Origin of the sequence: Streptomyces sp. NRRL WC-3626 (assembly GCF_000718785.1) — a bacterium.
Classification (GTDB): domain Bacteria; phylum Actinomycetota; class Actinomycetes; order Streptomycetales; family Streptomycetaceae; genus Streptomyces; species Streptomyces edwardsiae.
In genome coordinates this window covers 69,866-90,248 of sequence record NZ_JOCA01000030.1, presented here as the reverse complement: position 1 = coordinate 90,248, position 20,383 = coordinate 69,866, and the positions used below count along the sequence as shown (strand labels likewise).

General features: G+C 70.6%; 16 protein-coding genes. 1 reads left to right on the top strand and 15 read right to left on the bottom strand.

From position 1 onward, the window contains the following. The first annotated feature begins 187 nt into the window (after positions 1-187). Positions 188-3,331 carry an isoleucine--tRNA ligase gene (gene ileS, locus IF28_RS0133025; protein ID WP_030228297.1) on the top strand — a complete coding sequence of 1,048 codons (3,144 nt, stop codon included), beginning with the start codon at positions 188-190 and terminating at the stop codon, positions 3,329-3,331. Between the two features lie 225 nt (positions 3,332-3,556). On the opposite strand, the gene IF28_RS0133020 is transcribed toward ileS, so the two are convergent. The 15 genes from IF28_RS0133020 to IF28_RS0132950 all read right to left on the bottom strand — a co-directional run bounded on the left by IF28_RS0133020 (position 3,557) and on the right by IF28_RS0132950 (position 20,311). Further along, positions 3,557-4,789 carry a DivIVA domain-containing protein gene (locus IF28_RS0133020; RefSeq protein WP_030228293.1) on the bottom strand — a complete coding sequence of 411 codons (1,233 nt, stop codon included), beginning with the start codon at positions 4,787-4,789 and terminating at the stop codon, positions 3,557-3,559. 52 nt (positions 4,790-4,841) lie between these two features. Next, positions 4,842-5,132: a YggT family protein gene (locus tag IF28_RS0133015; RefSeq protein ID WP_030228292.1), complete on the bottom strand. Its 291-nt coding sequence runs from the start codon at positions 5,130-5,132 to the stop codon at positions 4,842-4,844. Between the two features lie 47 nt (positions 5,133-5,179). Further along, positions 5,180-5,821, bottom strand: coding sequence for a cell division protein SepF (locus IF28_RS0133010; protein ID WP_030228291.1), 642 nt, complete (start codon positions 5,819-5,821; stop codon positions 5,180-5,182). A gap of 129 nt (positions 5,822-5,950) precedes the next feature. Further along, positions 5,951-6,670 carry a YggS family pyridoxal phosphate-dependent enzyme gene (locus tag IF28_RS0133005; RefSeq protein WP_030228290.1) on the bottom strand — a complete coding sequence of 240 codons (720 nt, stop codon included), beginning with the start codon at positions 6,668-6,670 and terminating at the stop codon, positions 5,951-5,953. Between the two features lie 6 nt (positions 6,671-6,676). Beyond that, on the bottom strand, positions 6,677-7,405 hold the full coding sequence (pgeF, locus tag IF28_RS0133000; protein WP_030228289.1) for a peptidoglycan editing factor PgeF: 729 nt from the start codon (positions 7,403-7,405) through the stop codon (positions 6,677-6,679). Next, a complete protein-coding gene (gene ftsZ, locus IF28_RS0132995; protein WP_030228288.1) occupies positions 7,402-8,595 on the bottom strand; it encodes a cell division protein FtsZ in 1,194 nt (397 codons plus the stop codon). The genes pgeF and ftsZ overlap by 4 nt, the downstream gene beginning before the upstream one ends. Before the next feature lie 287 nt (positions 8,596-8,882). Beyond that, positions 8,883-9,680 (bottom strand): cell division protein FtsQ/DivIB, encoded by a 798-nt coding sequence (locus IF28_RS0132990; RefSeq protein ID WP_030228285.1) that lies wholly within the window; start codon positions 9,678-9,680, stop codon positions 8,883-8,885. Positions 9,681-9,705: 25 nt separating this feature from the next. Next, on the bottom strand, positions 9,706-10,800 hold the full coding sequence (gene murG / locus IF28_RS0132985; protein WP_030228282.1) for an undecaprenyldiphospho-muramoylpentapeptide beta-N-acetylglucosaminyltransferase: 1,095 nt from the start codon (positions 10,798-10,800) through the stop codon (positions 9,706-9,708). 6 nt (positions 10,801-10,806) lie between these two features. Then, positions 10,807-12,159 carry a putative lipid II flippase FtsW gene (ftsW, locus tag IF28_RS0132980; RefSeq protein ID WP_030228279.1) on the bottom strand — a complete coding sequence of 451 codons (1,353 nt, stop codon included), beginning with the start codon at positions 12,157-12,159 and terminating at the stop codon, positions 10,807-10,809. 73 nt (positions 12,160-12,232) lie between these two features. Beyond that, positions 12,233-13,675, bottom strand: a complete 1,443-nt coding sequence (gene murD / locus IF28_RS0132975; RefSeq protein WP_199809074.1) for a UDP-N-acetylmuramoyl-L-alanine--D-glutamate ligase — start codon at positions 13,673-13,675, stop codon at positions 12,233-12,235. Continuing rightward, positions 13,657-14,730, bottom strand: coding sequence for a phospho-N-acetylmuramoyl-pentapeptide-transferase (gene mraY / locus IF28_RS0132970; RefSeq protein WP_030228272.1), 1,074 nt, complete (start codon positions 14,728-14,730; stop codon positions 13,657-13,659). The genes murD and mraY overlap by 19 nt, the downstream gene beginning before the upstream one ends. After that, the gene (locus tag IF28_RS0132965) at positions 14,727-16,142 is read right to left on the bottom strand and encodes a UDP-N-acetylmuramoyl-tripeptide--D-alanyl-D-alanine ligase (RefSeq protein ID WP_030228270.1); all 1,416 of its coding nucleotides are present in this window, start codon (positions 16,140-16,142) and stop codon (positions 14,727-14,729) included. The genes mraY and IF28_RS0132965 overlap by 4 nt, the downstream gene beginning before the upstream one ends. Before the next feature lie 4 nt (positions 16,143-16,146). Further along, a complete protein-coding gene (locus IF28_RS0132960) occupies positions 16,147-17,667 on the bottom strand; it encodes a UDP-N-acetylmuramoyl-L-alanyl-D-glutamate--2,6-diaminopimelate ligase (RefSeq protein ID WP_030228266.1) in 1,521 nt (506 codons plus the stop codon). Between the two features lie 170 nt (positions 17,668-17,837). Then, entirely contained in the window at positions 17,838-19,817 is a 1,980-nt protein-coding gene (locus tag IF28_RS0132955) for a peptidoglycan D,D-transpeptidase FtsI family protein (protein WP_030228263.1), read from the bottom strand. A 5-nt stretch (positions 19,818-19,822) separates the two neighbouring features. Continuing rightward, the gene (locus IF28_RS0132950) at positions 19,823-20,311 is read right to left on the bottom strand and encodes a membrane protein (RefSeq protein WP_030228260.1); all 489 of its coding nucleotides are present in this window, start codon (positions 20,309-20,311) and stop codon (positions 19,823-19,825) included. Positions 20,312-20,383 lie beyond the last annotated feature (72 nt).

Genomic DNA, 20,383 nt, shown 5'->3' with positions numbered 1-20,383 from the left:
AGGAAACCCCTGCACAGGGGCGTAGAACCGGTATCGCGACCCCAATGAGGGGGCTCACCGGAGCGTACGGCGCACCGGGGGGCCAAGGAGGGTGGTACCGCGGGAGCGCGCCGTCGGAGGCGCAGGATCGACACAGCTCTCGTCCCTCCGGACGGAAGGCAGCAAGTCCGCCGGAGGAAGCCCGCTGATGACAACGCCGACGTACCGCCAGGTACCCGCCCAGGTCGACCTGCCCGCCCTCGAGCACGCGGTGCTCGACTTCTGGCGCGAGCAGAAGATCTTCGCCAAGAGCCTGGAGCAGTCCGAGGGGCGCCCCGAATGGGTGTTCTACGAGGGCCCGCCCACGGCCAACGGCATGCCCGGCGCCCACCACATCGAGGCCCGCGTCTTCAAGGACGTCTTCCCCCGCTTCCGCACGATGCGCGGCTACCACGTGGCCCGCAAGGCCGGCTGGGACTGCCACGGCCTGCCCGTGGAGCTGGCCGTCGAGAAGGAGCTCGGCTTCTCCGGCAAGCAGGACATCGAGGCGTACGGCATCGCCGAGTTCAACGCGAAGTGCCGCGAGTCGGTGACCCGCCACACCGACGCCTTCGAAGAGCTCACGACGCGCATGGGCTACTGGGCCGACCTCCAGGACCCGTACCGCACGATGGACCCGGAGTACATCGAGTCCGTCTGGTGGTCGCTGAAGGAGATCTTCGCCAAGGGCCTGCTGGTCCAGGACCACCGCGTCGCCCCCTGGTGCCCCCGCTGCGGCACCGGCCTGTCGGACCACGAGCTGGCGCAGGGCTACGAGACGGTCGTCGACCCGTCCGTCTACGTCCGCTTCCCGCTGACCTCCGGCCCGCTGGCCGGTGAGGCCGCGCTCCTGGTGTGGACGACCACCCCGTGGACCCTGGTCTCCAACACGGCCGTCGCCGCGCACCCCGAGGTCGCTTACGTCGTCGCCACGAACGGTGCGGAGAAGCTGGTCGTCGCCGAGCCGCTGGTCGCCAAGGCCCTCGGCGAGGGCTGGGAGACCACCGGGCAGTCCTTCACCGGCGCCGAGATGGAGCGCTGGACGTACCGGCGGCCCTTCGAGCTGGTGGAGTTCCCGGAGCCGGCGCACTACGTCGTCAACGCCGAGTACGTCACCACCGAGGACGGTACGGGTCTGGTCCACCAGTCCCCCGCCTTCGGCGAGGACGACCTCAGGGTCTGCCGCGCCTACGGCCTGCCCGTCGTCAACCCCGTCCGCCCCGACGGCACCTTCGAGGAGGACGTCCCCCTGGTCGGCGGTGTCTTCTTCAAGAAGGCCGACGAGAAGCTCACCGCGGACCTCGACGAGCGCGGCCTGCTGTTCCGGCACATCCCGTACGAGCACAGCTACCCGCACTGCTGGCGCTGCCACACCGCGCTGCTCTACTACGCGCAGCCGTCCTGGTACATCCGCACCACGGCCGTCAAGGACGCGCTGCTGCGGGAGAACGAGAACACCAACTGGTTCCCGGACACGGTGAAGAACGGCCGCTACGGCGACTGGCTGAACAACAACATCGACTGGGCGCTGTCCCGCAACCGCTACTGGGGCACCCCGCTGCCCATCTGGCGCTGCGAGGACGACCACCTCACGGTCGTCGGCTCCCGCGCCGAGCTCACCGAGCTGACCGGCACCGACCAGTCGGGCCTCGACCCGCACCGCCCGTACATCGACGAGGTCACCTTCGCCTGCCGCCACGACGGCTGCGGGAAGACGGCCACGCGCGTGCCGGAGGTCATCGACGCCTGGTACGACTCGGGTTCGATGCCGTTCGCGCAGTGGGGCTACCCGTACAAGAACAAGGAGCTGTTCGAGGCCCGCTACCCGGCGCAGTTCATCTGCGAGGCCATCGACCAGACCCGCGGCTGGTTCTACACGCTGATGGCCATCGGCACGCTGGTCTTCGACAAGTCGTCGTACGAGAACGTCGTCTGCCTCGGTCACATCCTCGCCGAGGACGGCCGCAAGATGTCCAAGCACCTGGGCAACATCCTGCAGCCGATCCCGCTGATGGACCAGCACGGCGCGGACGCGGTCCGCTGGTTCATGGCGGCCGGCGGTTCCCCCTGGGCGGCCCGCAGGGTGGGCCACGGCACCATCCAGGAGGTCGTCCGCAAGACCCTGCTGACGTACTGGAACACGGTCGCCTTCCAGGCCCTGTACGCCCGTACGTCGAACTGGGCGCCGAGCGAAGCCGACCCGGCCCCGGCCGACCGCCCGGTCCTGGACCGCTGGCTGCTCTCCGAACTGCACGCCCTCACCGACCAGGTGACGCAGGCGCTGGACGGCTACGACACCCAGCGCGCCGGCAAGCTGCTGTCCGCGTTCGTCGACGACCTGTCCAACTGGTACGTCCGCCGCTCCCGGCGCCGCTTCTGGCAGGGCGACAAGGCCGCGCTGCGCACCCTGCACGAGGTCGTGGAGACGGTCACCAGGCTGATGGCCCCGCTGACCCCCTTCATCACCGAGCGGGTCTGGCAGGACCTGATCGTTCCGGTCACCCCGGGCGCCCCGGAGTCGGTGCACCTGTCCTCGTGGCCCCTGGCGGACCTGTCCGCGATCGACCCGGAGCTGTCCAGGCAGATGGTGCTGGTGCGCCGGCTCGTGGAGCTGGGCCGGGCCACGCGCGCGGAGTCGGGCGTGAAGACCCGCCAGCCGCTGAAGCGCGCGCTGATCGCGGCGGGCGGCTTCGGCACGCTCGACCCCGAGCTGCACGCGCAGATCACGGAGGAGCTGAACGTCGAGTCGCTGGCCTCGCTGTCCGAGGTGGGCGGTTCGCTGGTGGACACCACGGCGAAGGCCAACTTCCGTGCGCTGGGCAAGCGGTTCGGCAAGCGGGTCCAGGACGTGGCCAGGGCGGTCGCGAACGCGGACGCCGCGGCCCTGTCGCTGGCGCTGCGCGAGGGCACGGCCTCGGTGGAGGTCGACGGTGAGACGGTCGCCCTCGCTCCCGACGAGGTGATCATCACGGAAACCCCCCGCGAGGGCTGGTCGGTGGCGTCCGACGCCGGTGCGACGGTCGCGCTGGACCTGGAGATCACGGAGGAGCTGCGCCGGGCGGGCCTCGCGCGTGACGCGATCCGCCTCATCCAGGAGGCCCGCAAGAACAGCGGGCTCGATGTGGCGGACCGGATCGCGCTGCGGTGGACGGCCACGGACCCGGCGACGGTCGCCGCGCTGTCGGAGCACGCGGGACTGATCGCCGACGAGGTCCTGGCGACGGCCTTCACCGAGGGCGAGGCGGACGACACCTACGGCACCCCGTTCACGGACGAGGGCCTGTCCCTGACGTTCCGCCTGCGTAAGGCATAAGCGCCGACGAGAGGGCGCACACACCGACGGCCGGGGTCCACCAAGATTCTTGGTGGACCCCGGCCGTCGGCATTGCGTACGTCGGACACAACACCCGGACCCGAACAAACACCCCGGACCCGCCTCGACCAAGCAGAGCGAAAGGGCGGGGCCCCGGGTTCGTGAACCCGGGGCCCCGCCCTGAACGCTGCCGACTGCTACGCCGTACTCATGGCCACACGGCCGTCAGTTGTCGTCCTCGTCGATGAGGAACCCGCGCATCGGCGAGGGTGCCTGACCCATCGGCGACGGCCCCTGCGGACGCACGGGCGCCATCGGCTGGGTCATCGCCGGCTGCATCTGCTGCTGGCCGCCGTACGACGGGCCGGGCTGGCCGGGGCCGCCCATCCCCTGGTTGCCGCCGTAGGACGGCGCACCGGCGCCGGCCGGAGCCATCGAGGGCGCCGGGGACGGCGGCAGCGACGGCGCGGCGCTCGCGGGCTGACGCGGCGGGGCGAGCGAGTCGTCCGCCTGCGTCTCCAGCTGGCGCAGCTGCGACTCCAGGTAGGACTTCAGACGCGTGCGGTACTCGCGCTCGAAGCCGCGCAGGTCCTCGACCTTGCGCTCCAGCGTGGCGCGGGCGGACTCCAGGGAGCCCATCGCGACGCGGTGCTTCTCCTGCGCGTCCCGCTCCAGGGCGTCGGCCTTGGCACGGGCGTCCCGCTCCAGACCCTCGGCACGCGAACGCGCCTCGCCCACGATCTTGTTGGCCTCGGAACGGGCCTCCGCGATCGCCTGGTCGGCCGTCTGCTGGGCCAGCGACAGAACGCGCGCGGCGCTGTCGCCACCGGGGCCGCCCTGACCGGGACCGCCCATGGGGCCGCCCTGACCGGGTCCGCCCATGGGACCGCCCATGGGGCCACCCATCGGGCCGCCGGGGCCCATCTGCCCCTGCATCGGGCCGCCATGGCCCATCGGCCCGTGCCCCTGGCCCATGGGGCCGGGACCCTGCGGGCCGCCCTGTCCGCCGGGGCCGGCGGGCAGTTGAGGAGCACCGCTCGGCAGCTGGGGCGGGCCACCCATGGGGCCACCCATCTGCTGCTGCGGCGGGCCCGATATGCCGGCGGGCACAGGAGCGCCGGGACCTCGCATGCCCTGCTGAGGCATCCCCTGTCCGGGCATCCCCTGCTGCGGCATTCCCTGTCCGGGCATGCCCTGCTGAGGCATCCCCGGGGGCGGGCCCTGCTGTTGCTGCTGGTCCTGAGGCTCGGGGGGCTTGCGCATGTTCTGCTGGTTCTGGGCAGCGGCGCGCGTGGCCGCGGCCAGCTTGGCGCGCAGGTCCTCGTTCTCGCGGAGCAGGCGCGTCAGTTCGGCTTCGACCTCATCGAGGAAGGCATCGACCTCGTCCTCGTCATAGCCTTCTCGGAGGCGGACGGTCGTGAACTGCTTGTTCCGCACGTCCTCGGGGGTCAACGGCATCTCTTCACCTCAACGTAGTCATCGGCAGTCGGCAAGACCGTATCGTCCACAGTCACCCCACGAACTTGCCCACGAGCATGATCAGGATGTAGACGATGATCATCAGGACGAAGAACGACAGGTCGAGCGCCACGCCCCCGAGACGCAGCGGCGGGATGAACCGCCGCAGAAGCTTCAGCGGTGGATCGGTGACAGTGTAGGTGGCCTCCAGGACGACCACCATCGCCTTGCCGGGTTGCCATGAGCGGGCGAACTGGAACACGTAGTCCATGACCAAACGGAAGATGAGCACGATGAGGAACACCATCAGCGCGATGTAGATCACCTGCGCGAACACGCTCATGGCCTGCTTTTCCCTCTCCCCTGTACTGCTCTGTCCGGTCCTGCGTCTCAGCTCTGGTTGAAGAACCCGCCCTCTGCGATGCGGGCCTTGTCCTCCGCCGTGACATCGACGTTAGCAGGAGACAGCAGGAACACCTTCTGCGTCACCCGCTCGATACTGCCGTGAAGACCAAACACCAAACCCGCCGCAAAGTCGACAAGTCGCTTCGCGTCCGTGTCATCCATCTCGGTCAGATTCATGATCACCGGAGTGCCTTCACGGAAGTGTTCCCCGATGGTACGGGCCTCGTTGTAGGTCCGGGGGTGCAGTGTGGTGATCCGGTAAGGCTCTCGTTCCGACACGACCTTGGGCATGATCACCGGTGCGTTCTTCTCCAGGCTGGCACGTTCTTGTGTGATGGATGCCACGGGCGCGATCCGCGCCGGGCGTGGCGATTCCGCGGGGAGCGAAGCGGATCGGGCGATCGGCTCGCGCGGCGCGGGAGGATGGGCGACTCGTGCCTCTTCGCCTCTTTGGGACTGATGTGAGATATGTGCCTGATGCGACGGCTCGTGCCGCCGGTGGTCCCGCTCGGGCTCCGGGTCGAGTTCGGGTTCAAAGTCGTCGTCTGGGTCGAATCCGCGGCCGTCGTACCCATCGTCCTCCACGAGGCCGAGGTAGACCGCCATCTTGCGCATCGCGCCGGCCATGCTCCGAGTCCTCCGCTCTGTGGTGGATCCGCTGACGACCGCCAAGTGCCCGCGATCCACTAGGTCTTTATGTCCGCTGTTCGGCGGAACTGACCATATTTTCTGCTGTGGTCCGACTTCTTGGCGACGTTACCCGAGCCCGGGGCGGACTCCGAGTACCGCACTGCCGACGCGCACATGTGTCGCTCCGGCGGCAACGGCCTGTTCGAGGTCCGCACTCATTCCCGCGGAGACCATGTTCGCAGCCGGACGGGTCCGGCGCAGGTCGGTCGACAAATCCATCAACCGCCCGAACGCCGCCCGTTCATGCCCGGCGTACTCGCCGGTGAGCGGGGCGACGGTCATCAGCCCGCCGAGCCGCAGCCCTTCGGAGCCCGCGACCAGGTCCGCCAACTCCGCGACGTCACCGGGCGCGACGCCGCCGCGTTCGCCCCGGCCGCCCTCGCCGGCGTCGAGGGCCACCTGGATCAGACAGCCGATCTCGCGCCCGGCCCGCACGGCCTCCCTGGACAGGGCCGTCACCAGCCGGGGCCGGTCGACGGACTGCACGAAATCGGCATAACCCACCACGGAACGCACCTTGTTGGTCTGAAGTTGACCGACGAAGTGCCAGGTGAGGGGCAGATCCGCACATGCCGCCGCCTTGGGGGCGGCGTCCTGGTCCTTGTTCTCCGCCACATGGCGCACCCCGAGTCCGGACAGGATCCGCACATCGCTCGCCGGGTAGGTCTTGGTGACCACGATCAGGGTCACCTCGTCCCGGCCACGGCCGGCGGCCGCGCAGGCGGCGGCGATCCGGCCTTCCACTTTCGCCAGATTCGCGGCGATTTCGCTCTTACGGTCCGTCATGCCCCATCAGTCCAGCCACACATAGCCCGCGAGCCGCCCGGTGGCGCGGTCGCGGCGGTACGAGAAGTGATCAGCCGACTCCCGCGTGCACACGGGCGACCGCTCCCGGTCGCGCACCCCGAGCCGTTCGAGCTGCGCGTGCACGCCCGCGGCCACGTCGACCGCCGGAGTGCCCCAGCTCGTCTCGGCGTACGCCGCGGATTCGACGGCGGCCACCTCGGCGCGCATCGCCTCCGGCACCTCGTAGCACCGGCCGCAGACGGCGGGTCCGGTGCGGGCGACGATCCGCGCGGGGTCGGCGCCGAGTCCGGCCATGGCCCGTACGGCGGCGGGGACGATCCCGGCGATCATGCCGGGCCGGCCCGCGTGGGCCGCGGCCACGACTCCGGCGACGGGGTCGGCGAGCAGCACCGGCACACAGTCGGCGGTGAGCACCGCGAGGGCGAGTCCGCGCCGCGCGGTGACGATCGCGTCCACCTCGGGGACCGGACGGTCGCCCCAGGGTGCGTCGACCACGACCGCGTCGGCCCCGTGCACCTGGTTCATCCAGACCACCCGGTCCGGGTCCACGCCGAGGGACTTGGCCGCCAGTTCGCGGTTGGCGCGTACGGCGCCGGGGTCGTCGCCGACGGCACCGCCGAGGTTGAGCTCGGCATGAGGAGCGGCGCTCACCCCGCCCCACCGGTCGGTGAAGGCGAAGTGGGCGCCGCTCACGCTCTCGCGCGGTCCTATCACTTGAGGAAGTCCGGCACGTCCAGTTCCTCGGCCGCGCTGTCGTAGGTCCGCGACGGCGGTACCGGGGGCTGGGGGGCCGGGATGTCGTGCACCGGCTCCGGGATCACCGGCTCCGGGTCCTCCTTCGGCGTGACGCTGCCGAGGGAGCCGAAGGACGGGCGGCTCTCGGTCTGGCGGGCCGGGGCGGGCTCCTCGCGCTTGGCGGAGGAGGATCCGAGGACGTTGTCCCGCTTGGCGGGCGGCTGGCCGCCGTCGAAGCCGGCCGCGATCACGGTGACCCGGACCTCGTCGCCGAGGGCGTCGTCGATCACCGCACCGAAGATGATGTTGGCCTCCGGGTGGGCGGCCTCGCTGACCAGCTGGGCCGCCTCGTTGATCTCGAACAGGCCGAGGTCGGAGCCGCCGGAGATGGAGAGCAGGACGCCGCGGGCGCCGTCGATGGAGGCTTCGAGCAGCGGCGAGGAGATGGCCATCTCGGCGGCGGCCACCGCGCGGTCGTCGCCGCGGGCCGAGCCGATGCCCATGAGGGCGGAACCGGCTTCCGACATGACCGACTTGACGTCGGCGAAGTCGAGGTTGATGAGGCCGGGCGTGGTGATGAGGTCGGTGATGCCCTGGACACCGGAGAGCAGTACCTGGTCCGCCGACTTGAAGGCGTCGAGAACCGACACCTGGCGGTCCGAGATGGACAGCAGCCGGTCGTTCGGGATCACGATGAGGGTGTCGACCTCTTCGCGGAGTTCGGCGATGCCGTCCTCGGCCTGGTTCGCGCGGCGCCGCCCCTCGAAGGTGAACGGGCGGGTGACCACACCGATGGTGAGGGCGCCGAGCGAGCGGGCGATGTTGGCCACGACGGGCGCGCCGCCGGTGCCGGTGCCGCCGCCCTCACCGGCCGTCACGAAGACCATGTCGGCCCCCTTGAGGACCTCCTCGATCTCCTCGCGGTGGTCCTCCGCGGCCTTGCGGCCGACGGCCGGGTTGGCTCCGGCGCCGAGTCCGCGGGTGAGTTCACGGCCGACGTCGAGCTTGACGTCGGCGTCGCTCATCAACAGGGCTTGCGCGTCGGTGTTGATGGCGATGAACTCGACGCCCTTGAGACCGACCTCGATCATCCGGTTGATGGCATTGACACCACCGCCGCCGACACCGATGACTTTGATGACTGCGAGGTAGTTCTGCGGTGCTGCCACGTCGAAGGCCTCTCGCCTCGAGTTACGTGTCGCCCGACCGCTGAAGCACTGCTGCCTCGCGATCCGACGACTGATGCCGAATGGGACGGTCCGTAGCGCCGACCCGAACCCTAACGTTGAAGTTTAGGGTTACCAGTGTGTCTGTTCCCTGGAGTCTTCTGAACAGGACACTAAGTCGACAAGTGGCGCCCGTTCAACGAACACGCCGAACCTCCCGTTTTTCTTTTCACCCTATGTGATCAGCCGTAGCGCTGCCCAACCAGGGTGCTGGCCTGCGCTGATGTGCGTCAACTCCCGGCTGACGCGGGGGCCGTGGGAACGCTGACGTCGAAGTGCCGTGCGCCGGGCTCCGCTTTCATCAATGCGGTGAGAGTACGGCCCTTCTCCGCGCCTTTCTCACTGCTTCCCCAGTCGACCGTGCGTCCGTCGGCCAGTTCGAGCGAGATGTCGTCGTAGGAACGGACCTTGACGCCGCGGGTGACGTGCGCGACGGAGGCCGGAATCGCGCCGGCCACCCGCACCGCCTCCCGGGTCAGCCGGTCCTCTCCGAAGCGGCGCAGGCTCGCCGCCGCGGAACCCGTCCGGGAAACGGCCAATTCCAGCGCCGGGACGCCTTTCGGTGCCTTGGAGACCGTGGCGAACCGGACACCCTCGTCGTCGACTTCGACGAACTTCCCGCCCTTGTGGACGAGCAGGACGGCGGTACGCTCCGTCACCTTCAGCGTGATTCCGTGCGGCCAGGAACGGGATACGTCGACCGTGTCGATCCGGGGCAACCGGGAGGCGAGCCGCGCCTCGATGGCGTCGGTGTCGACGGAGACCAGCTGTTCCCCGAGGGGGACGTCGGCGGCCTCGCGCACCTGCGCGGGCGTCAGCTCGCGGGTCCCGGACACCGATACACGCTCCACACGGACCAGATCGGAGCCGTACAGCAGCCAGAAGGTGCCGCTGCCGAGGAAGGCCAGCACCACGGCCGATGCGATGATCCGACGAACCTGTCGTCGCCCGAACCGCCGCACGGGCGGCGGCGGGCCGGACCACTCCCGCTCGCGTTCACCACGCTCGGCGGTGGTCGATCCGGCCATGGTGCCTGCCTCCCGTCATACGCCTCTAGTGATGGGCACGGGCGGCGATCGCCTCGTACACCATGCCGACGAGCAGGTCGTCGGCGTCCCGGCGGCCGAATTCGGCGGCGGCGCGGGACATCTCGTACAGCCGGTGCGGATCGGCGAGCACGGGCAGCACGCTCTGCTGCACCCACTCGGGCGTCAGCTCCGCGTCGTCGACCAGCAGTCCGCCGCCGGCCTTGACCACCGGCTGGGCGTTGAGCCGCTGTTCGCCGTTGCCGATGGGCAGCGGGACATAGGCGGCCGGGAGCCCGACGGCGGAGAGTTCGGCGACGGTCATCGCGCCCGCGCGGCAGAGCATCATGTCGGCCGCGGCGTACGCGAGATCCATCCGGTCCAGGTAACTTACCGGGATATAGGGGGGCATCCCCGGCATCTGGTGGACCTGGGGCAGTTCGTTCTTCGGGCCGACCGCGTGCAGGATCTGGATCCCGGCCTGCTGCAGCCACGGAGCGACCTGCTGCACGACCTCGTTGAGCCGGCGGGCGCCCTGCGAACCGCCGGAGACCAGCAGCGTGGGCAGATTGGGGTCGAGGCCGAACGCGGCGCGCGCCTCGGGCCGTACGGCGGCCCGGTCCAGGGTGGAGATGGAGCGGCGCAGCGGGATGCCGATGTAGCGGGCGCCTCGCAGCTTGCTGTCGGGCGTGGAGACGGCGACCTGGGCCGCGTACCGGGAGCCGATCTTGTTGGCCAGTCCGGGCCGGGCGTTGGCCTCGTGGATGATGATCGGCACCCCGAGCCGCTTGGCCGCGAGATAGCCGGGCAGGGCGACATAGCCGCCGAAGCCGACCACGGCGTCCGCCTTGGTGCGCTCCAGGATCTGCTCGGCCGCCTTGATCGTGCCGCGCAGCCGGCCCGGAACGGTGATCAGTTCGGGGGTGGGCTTGCGTGGCAGCGGTACGGCGGGGATCAGCGCCAGTTCGTACCCGCGCTCGGGTACGAGCCGGGTCTCCAGGCCGCGTTCCGTGCCCAGGGCCGTGATGCCCACGGTCGGATCCTGCCTGCGCAGGGCGTCCGCGAGGGCGAGCGCGGGCTCGATGTGGCCCGCGGTTCCTCCGCCGGCGAGTACGACATGCACCGAAATTCACCGCTCTCCGGACGGACGCGCCACCGGGGCGCGCCGTCGCATCGTGTTCCATCTCCGGGGCCGCTGTGAACCCCCGTTCCGCTTTCTACCAAAGCGGGGTTGCCGCATGGCAAGCGCCATCCGTGCAGCGGGGTCCTCACGCGCGAAGGCGATCAGCAGCCCGATGGCGAACATGGTCGGCAGCAGGGCGGATCCTCCGTAGGAGAACAGCGGGAGCGGGACTCCGGCGATCGGCAGCAGACCGAGCACCGCACCGATGTTGATCACGGCCTGGGCCGTGATCCAGGTGGTCACGCCTCCCGCGGCATACCTGACGAAGGGGTCCTCCGTGCGTCCGGCCACGCGGATACCCGCATAGCCTAGAGCCGCGAACAGGGCGAGCACCGACAGCGTGCCCGCGAGGCCCAGTTCCTCACCGGTGACGGCGAAGATGAAGTCCGTGTGGGCTTCCGGCAGTTGGCCCCATTTCTCCACGCTCGCCCCGAGTCCGGAACCGAAGATCCCGCCGGAGGCGAGGGCGTAGATCCCGTGCACGGCCTGCCAGCAGTCGGCCGGTCCCGTCTGCGGCTCGGTGGCGCCCAGACAGGCGAGCCGGGCCATGCGGTTGGGGCTGGTGCGGATGAGGATCGCGCCGAGCAGCGCGGCGATGGACAGCACGCCGACGAACAGCCGCGTGGGCGCCCCCGCCAGCCACAGCAGGCCGAACAGGATCGCCGTGAGGATGATCGCCGTACCCATGTCGCCGCCGAGCATGATCAGGCCGAGCAGCATGAAGGCGGCCGGGACGAGCGGCACCAGCATGTGCTTCCACTGGGACAGCAGCCGCTTGTCCTGTTTGCGGGCGAGGAGGTCGGCGCCCCAGAGCACCAGGGCGAGTTTGCCGAACTCGCTGGGCTGGAGCTGGAAGGTGCTGCCGAGGGCGATCCAGTTCTGGTTGCCGTTGACCGCGACCCCTATCCCCGGCACCTGCACCAGGGCCATCAGGAAGACGGCGCCCGCGAGGATCGGGTAGGCCAGGGCGCGGTGCAGCTTCACCGGCATCCTGGAGGCCGTCAGCAGCAGTACGGTGCCGATCGTGGCGGCCAGCAGCTGTTTGCGGAAGAAGTAGGAGCCCGGCAGGGACATCTGCAGCGCCGTGATCTGGGAGGCCGAGTAGACCATCACGAGGCCCAGCACGGTGATCAGCGCACTGCCGCCGAGGATCAGGTAGTAGGCGGTCAGCGGCCGGTCCCAGGCCCTGCGCGCCCGGATGATCAGGGTGCGCAGCGGGTTCTCACCCGACGGGCCGGGTACGACGGGCCGGCGCACGGCCCGCTGCACGGGCGGGCGGCCGGTGCGGCTACCGCTCATCCGGGCCTCCGCTGTACGCCGTCGACGGTCCCACGCGTCCCTCCCAAGGTCGCCCGGCGCCAGGCGGCCGGGGTCAGGCGCCGAGCTCGCGCACCGCCTGTGCGAACGCGTCACCGCGCTTGTTGTAGTTGGTGAACATGTCCATCGAGGCGCAGGCCGGGGCCAGCAGTACCGTGTCGCCGGTCCGGGCGAGCCGCTGAGCCTCCTGGACGGCCTGGAGCATCGCCCCAGTGTCGGTCCGGTCGAGGTCGACGACGGGTACTTCCGGGGCGTGTCGCGCGAGGGCTTCGCGGATCAGGGCGCGGTCCCGGCCGATCAGCACGGCGCCGCGCAGCCGCTTCGCCGCGCCGGTGACCAGTTCGTCGAAGGTGGCGCCCTTGGCGAGCCCGCCGGCGATCCACACGACGGACTCGTAGGCCGCCAACGAGGCCTGTGCCGCGTGTGTGTTGGTGGCCTTGGAGTCGTCGATGTAGGCGACGCCGTCCACGTCGGCGACGTGCGCGATGCGGTGGTCGTCCGGGGTGAAGGCCCGCAGGCCGTCCCGTACGGCGCTCGCGGGCACGCCGTAGGCCCGCGCGAGGGCCGCCGCGGCAAGGGCGTTGGCGATGTTGTGCGGGGCGGGCGGATCGACGTCGGAGACCTCGGCGAGCTCCTGGGCGTTCTTCTGCCGGTTCTCCACGAAGGCCCGGTCGACCAGGATGCCCTCGACCACACCGAGTTGGGAGGGGCCGGGGGTGCCGAGGGTGAAGCCGACGGCGCGGCAGCCCTCCTCGACGTCGGCCTCGCGGACCAGGTCCTCGGTGGACGGTTTGGCGGTGGCGTCCGCGTTGTAGACGCAGGCGACGCGATTGCCCTCGTAGACACGGCCCTTGTCCCTGGCGTACGCCTCCATGGAGCCGTGCCAGTCGAGGTGGTCGGGGGCGAGGTTGAGGACGGCGGCCGAGTGGGCGCGCAGGGAGGGCGCCCAGTGGAGCTGGTAGCTGGACAGTTCCACGGCGAGCACGTCGTACTCCTCCTCGCCGAGTACGGCGTCCAGGAGGGAGACGCCGATGTTGCCGACGGCGGCGGTCCGCAGGCCGGCCGCCCCGAGGATGGAGGCGAGCATCCGGACGGTGGTGGTCTTGCCGTTGGTGCCGGTGACGGCGAGCCAGTCGGCCGCGCCGGGCCCCCTGAGCCGCCAGGCGAGTTCGACGTCGCCCCACACCGGCACCCCGGCCGCTTCCGCCGCCGTGAACAGCGGCTTGTCCGGCTTCCAGCCGGGGGCCGTGACGATGAGTTCGGTGCCTTCCGGCAGGGTCGCCCCGTCACCGAGGCGCACGGTGACACCGAGCGCCTCCAGTTCGGCGGCCTGCTCCCGCGCGCGGGCGTCGTCGCCGTCGTTGACGACGGTGACGCGCGCGCCGAGCCCGTGCAGCACCTTGGCCGCGGGGACGCCCGAGACGCCGAGTCCGGCGACGGTGACGTGCTTGCCCTGGAATTCGAAAGGCACCGAGGAGGTCACTTGTCCGCTGCCCATCCCGCGTAGAAGAGGCCGAGTCCGACGATCACACAGATGCCCTGGATGATCCAGAAGCGGACCACCACAAGGACTTCGGACCAGCCTTTGAGTTCGAAGTGATGCTGGAGTGGCGCCATCCGGAAGACCCGCTTCCCGGTGAGCCGGAACGAGCCGACCTGGATGACCACCGACATGGTGATGAGGACGAACAGACCGCCCAGGATGGCGATGAGCAGCTCGGTGCGGGAGCAGATCGCGAGACCCGCGAGCACGCCGCCGAGCGCCAGTGAACCGGTGTCGCCCATGAAGATCTTGGCCGGCGAGGTGTTCCACCACAGGAAGCCCAGACAGGAACCCATCAGTGCGGAGGCGACGACCGCGAGGTCCAGCGGATCGCGCACCTCGTAACAGGCGCCCGGGTTGGTCAGCGTGTCGCCGTTGGCGCAGGACTCCTGGAACTGCCAGACACCGATGAAGGTGTAGGCGCCGAAGACGAGGACGGAGGCGCCGGTGGCCAGACCGTCCAGACCGTCGGTCAGGTTCACGCCGTTCGACATGGCGAGGATCATGAACAGCGCCCAGACCACGAACAGCACCGGGCCGATGGTCCAGCCGAAGTCCGTGATGAACGACAGCTTCGTGGAGGCCGGGGTCTGCCCGCGGGAGTCCGCGAACTGCAGCGAGAGCACCGCGAAGGTGATGCCGACGATCAGCTGGCCGGCCATCTTCGCCTTGGCCCGCAGTCCCAGCGAACGCCGCTTGACGATCTTGATGTAGTCGTCCAGGAAACCGACCATGCCCATGCCGACCATGAGGCCGAGCACCAACAGCCCCGAGAAGGTCGGGGGTTTACCGGTGATCACCTTGGACAGGAAGTAGGCGGCGAGCGTCGCGAGGATGAAGGCGATACCGCCCATCGTCGGCGTACCGCGCTTACTGGCGTGCTCGCGCGGGCCGTCGTCCCGGATGTACTGCCCGTAGCCCTTGCGGGCGAGCAGCTTGATCAGCAGCGGGGTGCCGACCAGGGTCAGGAAGAGGCCAATGACTCCTGCGAACAGGATCTGATTCATCATCGGGTGACGACCTCACCCTCGGCACCGGTCTCGAGCAGCGCCTGCGCCACGCTCTCGAGCCCGACCGACCGGGACGCCTTCACGAGAACGACGTCTCCCGGGCGCAATTGGCTGCGCAACAGGTCGACCGCCGCCTGTGCGTCGGACACGTGCACCGACTCCTCACCCCACGAACCCTCGTTATATGCGCCCAGTTGCAGCCAGGCGGCTTCCCTGCCCCCGACCGCGACGAGCTTGCTGACGTTGAGCCGGACGGCAAGCCGCCCGACCGCGTCGTGCTCGGCGAGCGCCTCGTCCCCCAGCTCGGCCATCTTGCCGAGCACCGCCCACGTACGGCGTCCCTTGCCCATGGCCGCCAGCGCGCGCAGCGCTGCCTTCATGGACTCGGGGTTCGCGTTGTAGGCGTCGTTGACGACCGTCACGCCGTCCGGGCGCTCGGTGACCTCCATCCGCCAGCGGGAGAGGGAGCCCGCTTCGGAGAGCGCGGTGGCGATCTCGTCTGCGGACATGCCCAACTCGTGGGCGACGGCGGCCGCGGCGAGCGCGTTCGACACGTGATGCTCACCGTACAGGCGCATGGTCACATCGGATGCACCGGAGGGTGTGTGAAGCCTGAAGGAAGGCTGTCCGCTGTCCGTGAGTCGCACGTTCTCGGCGGAGACGTCCGCTTCGTCGGACTCTCCGAAAAGGATCACCTTCGCCTTCGTACGGGATGCCATGGCCCGTACGAGGGGGTCGTCCGCGTTGAGGATCGCGGCGCCGCCCTCCTCGGCCGGGGGCAGGGACTCGACCAACTCGCCCTTGGCCTGGGCGATCTGCTCGCGGCCGCCGAACTCGCCGATATGGGCGGAGCCGACGTTCAGGACCAGTCCCACCTTCGGCGGCGTCAGACCGGTGAGGTAGCGGATATGGCCGATTCCGCGCGCTCCCATCTCCAGGACGAGGAACTTCGTCTCCTCGGTGGCGGTGAGCGCGGTGAGCGGCAGCCCGATCTCGTTGTTGAGCGAACCGGGGGTGAAGACGGTCGGCGCCTTGCGCCGCAGGACCTGCGCGATGAGGTCCTTGGTGCTGGTCTTGCCGGCCGAACCGGTCAGCGCGACGAGGGTGGTGCCGAGCCGGGCGACGACGTGCCGTGCGAGGGCGCCGAGAGCCGCCTGGACGTCGTCCACGACGATCGCGGGGACCCCGACGGGCCGGGAGGCCAGCACGGCGGCCGCGCCCGCCCCGACGACCTGGGCCGCGTAGTCGTGGCCGTCCACCCGCTCGCCGACGAAGGCGGCGAACAGGCTGCCGGGACCCGCCTCCCGTGAGTCCAGGACGACCGGTCCGGTGACCTGGACGGACGGGTCCGGTATGTCGTGCGTCTGCCCGCCGACGACTTCTGCGATCTCGGCGAGGGAGAGGGCGATCACAAGTTCATCCCTGGGTTTTCTTGATGGCTTCCCGGAGCACCTGGCGGTCGTCGAAGGGACGCACCACCCCGGCGATGTCCTGTCCCTGCTCATGACCCTTGCCGGCGACCAGCACCGTGTCACCGGGCCGGGCCCGGGCGACGGCGGCGGCGATCGCGGCGGCCCGGTCCTCGAAGACCTGCACCTCGCCCCGCTCGTGGGCGGGCACGGAGGCGGCGCCGTGGAGCATGGTGGCGAGGATCGCGAGGGGGTCCTCGGAGCGGGGGTTGTCGGAGGTCAGTACGGCGGTGTCGGCGAGCCGCGCGGCGGCGGCGCCCATGGGCACCCGCTTGGTCTTGTCCCGGTCGCCGCCGCACCCCAGCACGACGTGCACCCGACCCTCGGTGACCTTGCGCAGGGCGCGCAGCACCGACTCCACGGCGTCGGTCTTGTGGGCGTAGTCGACCACCGCGAGATACGGCTGGCCGGCGTCCACGCGTTCCAGCCGGCCCGGCACGCCCGGTACGGCGGCGACGCCGTCGGCGGCGGCCTGCGGGTCCAGCCCGGCGGCGGCGAGGGCGACGATCGCGCTGAGGGTGTTGGCCACGTTGAACGGGCCCGGCAGCGGTGAACGGGCGGTGATCCGCTCGCCCTTGGGGCCGATGACGGTGAACGTCGAGTCCATCGGGCCGACCTCGACGTCCTCGGCGCGCCAGTCGGCGTCCGGGTGGCCCTCGGCGGAGAAGGTGACGACCGGGACGCCGGCCTCCTTGGCGAGCCTGCGGCCGTACTCGTCGTCCGCGTTGACGACGCCGAGCCTGCTGCGTTCCGGTGTGAACAGCTGCGCCTTGGCCTGGAAGTAGTCCTCCATGTCGGAGTGGAACTCCATGTGCTCCGGGCTGAGGTTGGTGAAGACGGCGATGTCGAAGACACAGCCGTCGACCCGGCCGAGGACCAGGGCGTGGCTGGAGACCTCCATGGCGACCGCGTCGGTGCCGCGCTCGCGCATGACGGCGAACAGCGCCTGCAGGTCGGTGGCCTCGGGTGTGGTGCGCTCGGACCTGATGCGCTCGTCGCCGATGCGCATCTCCACGGTGCCGATCAGTCCCGTGCTGCGGACGGTTTTCAGACCGCCCTCGACGAGATAGGCCGTGGTGGTCTTGCCGGAGGTGCCGGTGATGCCGATCTGCAGCAGATCGCGGCCCGGGTGGCCGTAGATGGTGGCCGCCAGCTCGCCCATGCTCGCGCGCGGGTCGTCGGCCACCAGCGCCGGCAGTCCGGCCGCGGCGACGCGTTCGGCGCCGGCCGGGTCGGTCAGTACGGCGACGGCGCCCAGGCCCGCGGCCTGGGTGACGAAGTCGGCGCCGTGCGCGCGGGCGCCCGGCAGGGCGGCGTACAGGTCGCCGGGGCGGACGGCGCGCGAGTCATGGGTGATCCCCGTGATGTCGGCGGCCCGCTCCGGTGCGGGGGCACCCAGCTGGCCGGCGAGTTCCGCGAGGGATGTGGCGGAGACCTGAACCGGACGGGGCGGTCCCGGATATGTCACGGGGTGGCCCTTCTGGGTGGTTTGGGACTGATCAGCGTGTGGCACGGCGGTGAGCGTACCCGGCTCACCGGTTGAGGGGCCAAGCGAGGCTCGGGACGGCTTCTGGTTCCCGGGATCGGGAGTGATCGTTGTCACGGGGTGGTTCCTGGTGGCTCGGTGCTCGGTACTGGTCAGGGTGCGAAGGTGACCGGGAGGTCGGCGGGGGCGGCGCCGGTCGGCGGCACCTGGAGGGTCTTCAGGGCGAACTCCATGACCTGCTTGTACACGGGTCCGCAGATCTGGCCGCCGAAGTAGCTGCCCTCGGTGGCGTTCTGGATGGCGCAGTAGACGGTGATCCTGGGCTTGTCGGCGGGGGCGAAGCCGGCGAAGGACGAGGTGTAGCCGTGGTACTTGCCGGTGGCCGGATCCACGCGGTTCGCCGTACCCGTCTTGCCCGCGACCCGGTAACCGGGGATGCGTGCCTTGGTGCCGGTGCCCTCCTCGTCGTCGACGACCGACTCCAGCATCCGGGCGAGCGTCTTCGCCGTCTTGTCGCTGACGACCCTGGTCCTCGCGGGTTCCGGGGCGGGGGTGAAGCTTCCGTCGGGGCCCTTGGCGCCGCGCACCAGGGTGGGCTCGACGCGGACGCCGCCGTTGGCGATGGTCGAGTAGATGGAGGCGGCCTGCATGGCGTTCACGGAGACGCCCTGGCCGAAAGGAATCGTGTACTGCTGCGAGGTGGACCAGGCGTCCGGGGCGGCGAGGATGCCCATGGTCTCGCCGGGGAAGCCGAGGCCGGTGTGGCTGCCGAGGCCGAACTTGCGCAGGTAGTCGTAGAGGACCTTGTTGGCCCGGGCCTGGGTGCTGCCGAGCTGGCCGGTGGCGAGGATCGTGCCGATGTTGCTGGACTTGGCGAGGACGCCGTTGAGCGTCAGGTACCAGGTCGGGTGGTCGATGTCGTCCTTGAACAGCCGGTCGCCGCGGTGCAGCCGGTTGGGCACGACGACGTGGGTGCCGGGCGTGGCGGCGTTCTCCTCGAGGACCGCCGCCATGGAGAGCACCTTGGCGGTGGAACCGGGTTCGAAGGCGTCCTGGACGGCCGCGTTGCCGAGCGCCTGCGGATCGGCCTCGGAAAGGTCGTTGGGGTCGAACCCGGGCGCGTTGGCCATCGCGAGGACCTCGCCGGTGCGGGTGTCCTGGACGATGACGTAGCCGCGGTCCGCCTTGGACTCCTCGACCTGCTTGCTGATGGCGTTCTGCGCGGCCCACTGGATGTCGCGGTCGATGGTGAGCTCGACGTCGTCGCCGGGCACGGCCGGGGTCTCGGTGGAGCCCGCGGTCGGCACGAGACGGCCGCCGGACTGGGCGTAGCGGATCTTGCCGTTCTCGCCGGCCAGCCGTTTGTCGAGCTGGAGCTCGATGCCGCCGCCGCCCTTGCCCTCGGCGTTGACCCAGCCCAGTATCCCGGCGGCGAGCTCGTTGTTGGGGTACACGCGCTTGCTGGTGGGCACGGAGAAGACGCCGGCCAGGGCGTTGGTGGTGGACTTGTCGGTCTCGGCCTTCTTGGCGAGCGCGGCCTTGAGGTCCTTGATCTGCTTCCAGGTCTGCGGGGTCTGGCGGCCGGCGAGCTTGACGTACCGCAGGGCCTTGTTCTCCGGCCGCAGCTTCTCGACCAGTTTGTCCTGGTCCTGGCCGAGGATCGGGGCGAGGAGGGCGGCGGCCTGCTCGGGGCCGTCGGTGATCTCCAGCTCGTCGGGGGCGAACAGGGTGGGGTCGGCGGTGATGTCGTAGGCGTCCTCGGTGGTCGCCAGGGCCAACCCGTGGCGGTCGGTGATGCCGCCGCGCTCGGCCTCCAGCACCTGGCCGACGTAGCGGTTCCGGTCGGCCTTGGCGGCGTAGGTGCTCGCGTCGACGGCCTGCACCTGGAAGAGGCGTACGACGAAGGCGAGCAGGACGAGGGTCAGGGTCACGCCGACCAGGCGGAGCCGGGGGCGGGGGCTGCCCAGCCGGATGACCTTCGGGGGCGCGGGGCGGGGGCCCGCGGGCCGGCGGGCCGGGCGGGCGCCGGGTCCGGGGCGCTGTCCCGGGGCTCGGCGCTGCTGTCCGGAGGCCGGGCGGGCGGGCCTGGCGGGGCCGGGCACCCGGCGGCGGGGCGGTTCCCTGTCGGACACTTCCGTCACCTGCCGGGGGTCGGGGTCGATGCGGAGGGCATGGGTGTGGCGGCGGGCGGGGCCGTCGCGGTGACCAGGGCCTCGGGGGCGAGGACCAGGGGCGCGCGGGCCGCGGAGGCGGGGGCCGGTACGCCCTTGACCTTGCCGTCGGGGGCGAGGAAGGCGGGGTCGCCGCCGGGCACCATGGCGAGTTCGCGGGCGCGGCGCTGGAGTGCGTCGGGGGCGGAGTACGCGTCGATGTCCCGCTGCAGGGCCTGTTCCTCGTCGGTGAGGTTCTTGGTCTCCCGCTGGAGGTCGTCGAGCTGGAAGGCGCCCTCGCTGAGCGCGGAGTTCAGCACCAGGAGGCCGATCAGTCCGCCGCCGAGGAGGACGACGACCAGGAGGACGAAGGGGGTGCGCGCGGCCTGGGCGCGCCCCGTGGGCAGGAGCCGGGTGAGCCGGGCCGCCCTCCCCTTCAGCTCGGGCCGCCCCTTCGGTTCGGGTTTCCTACTCACTCACGCTCCCCTGAGTTCGCTTTTCCCACCCGCACGCCCGGCCGTCCGTCACCCGCCTCGTACGCCGTCCGT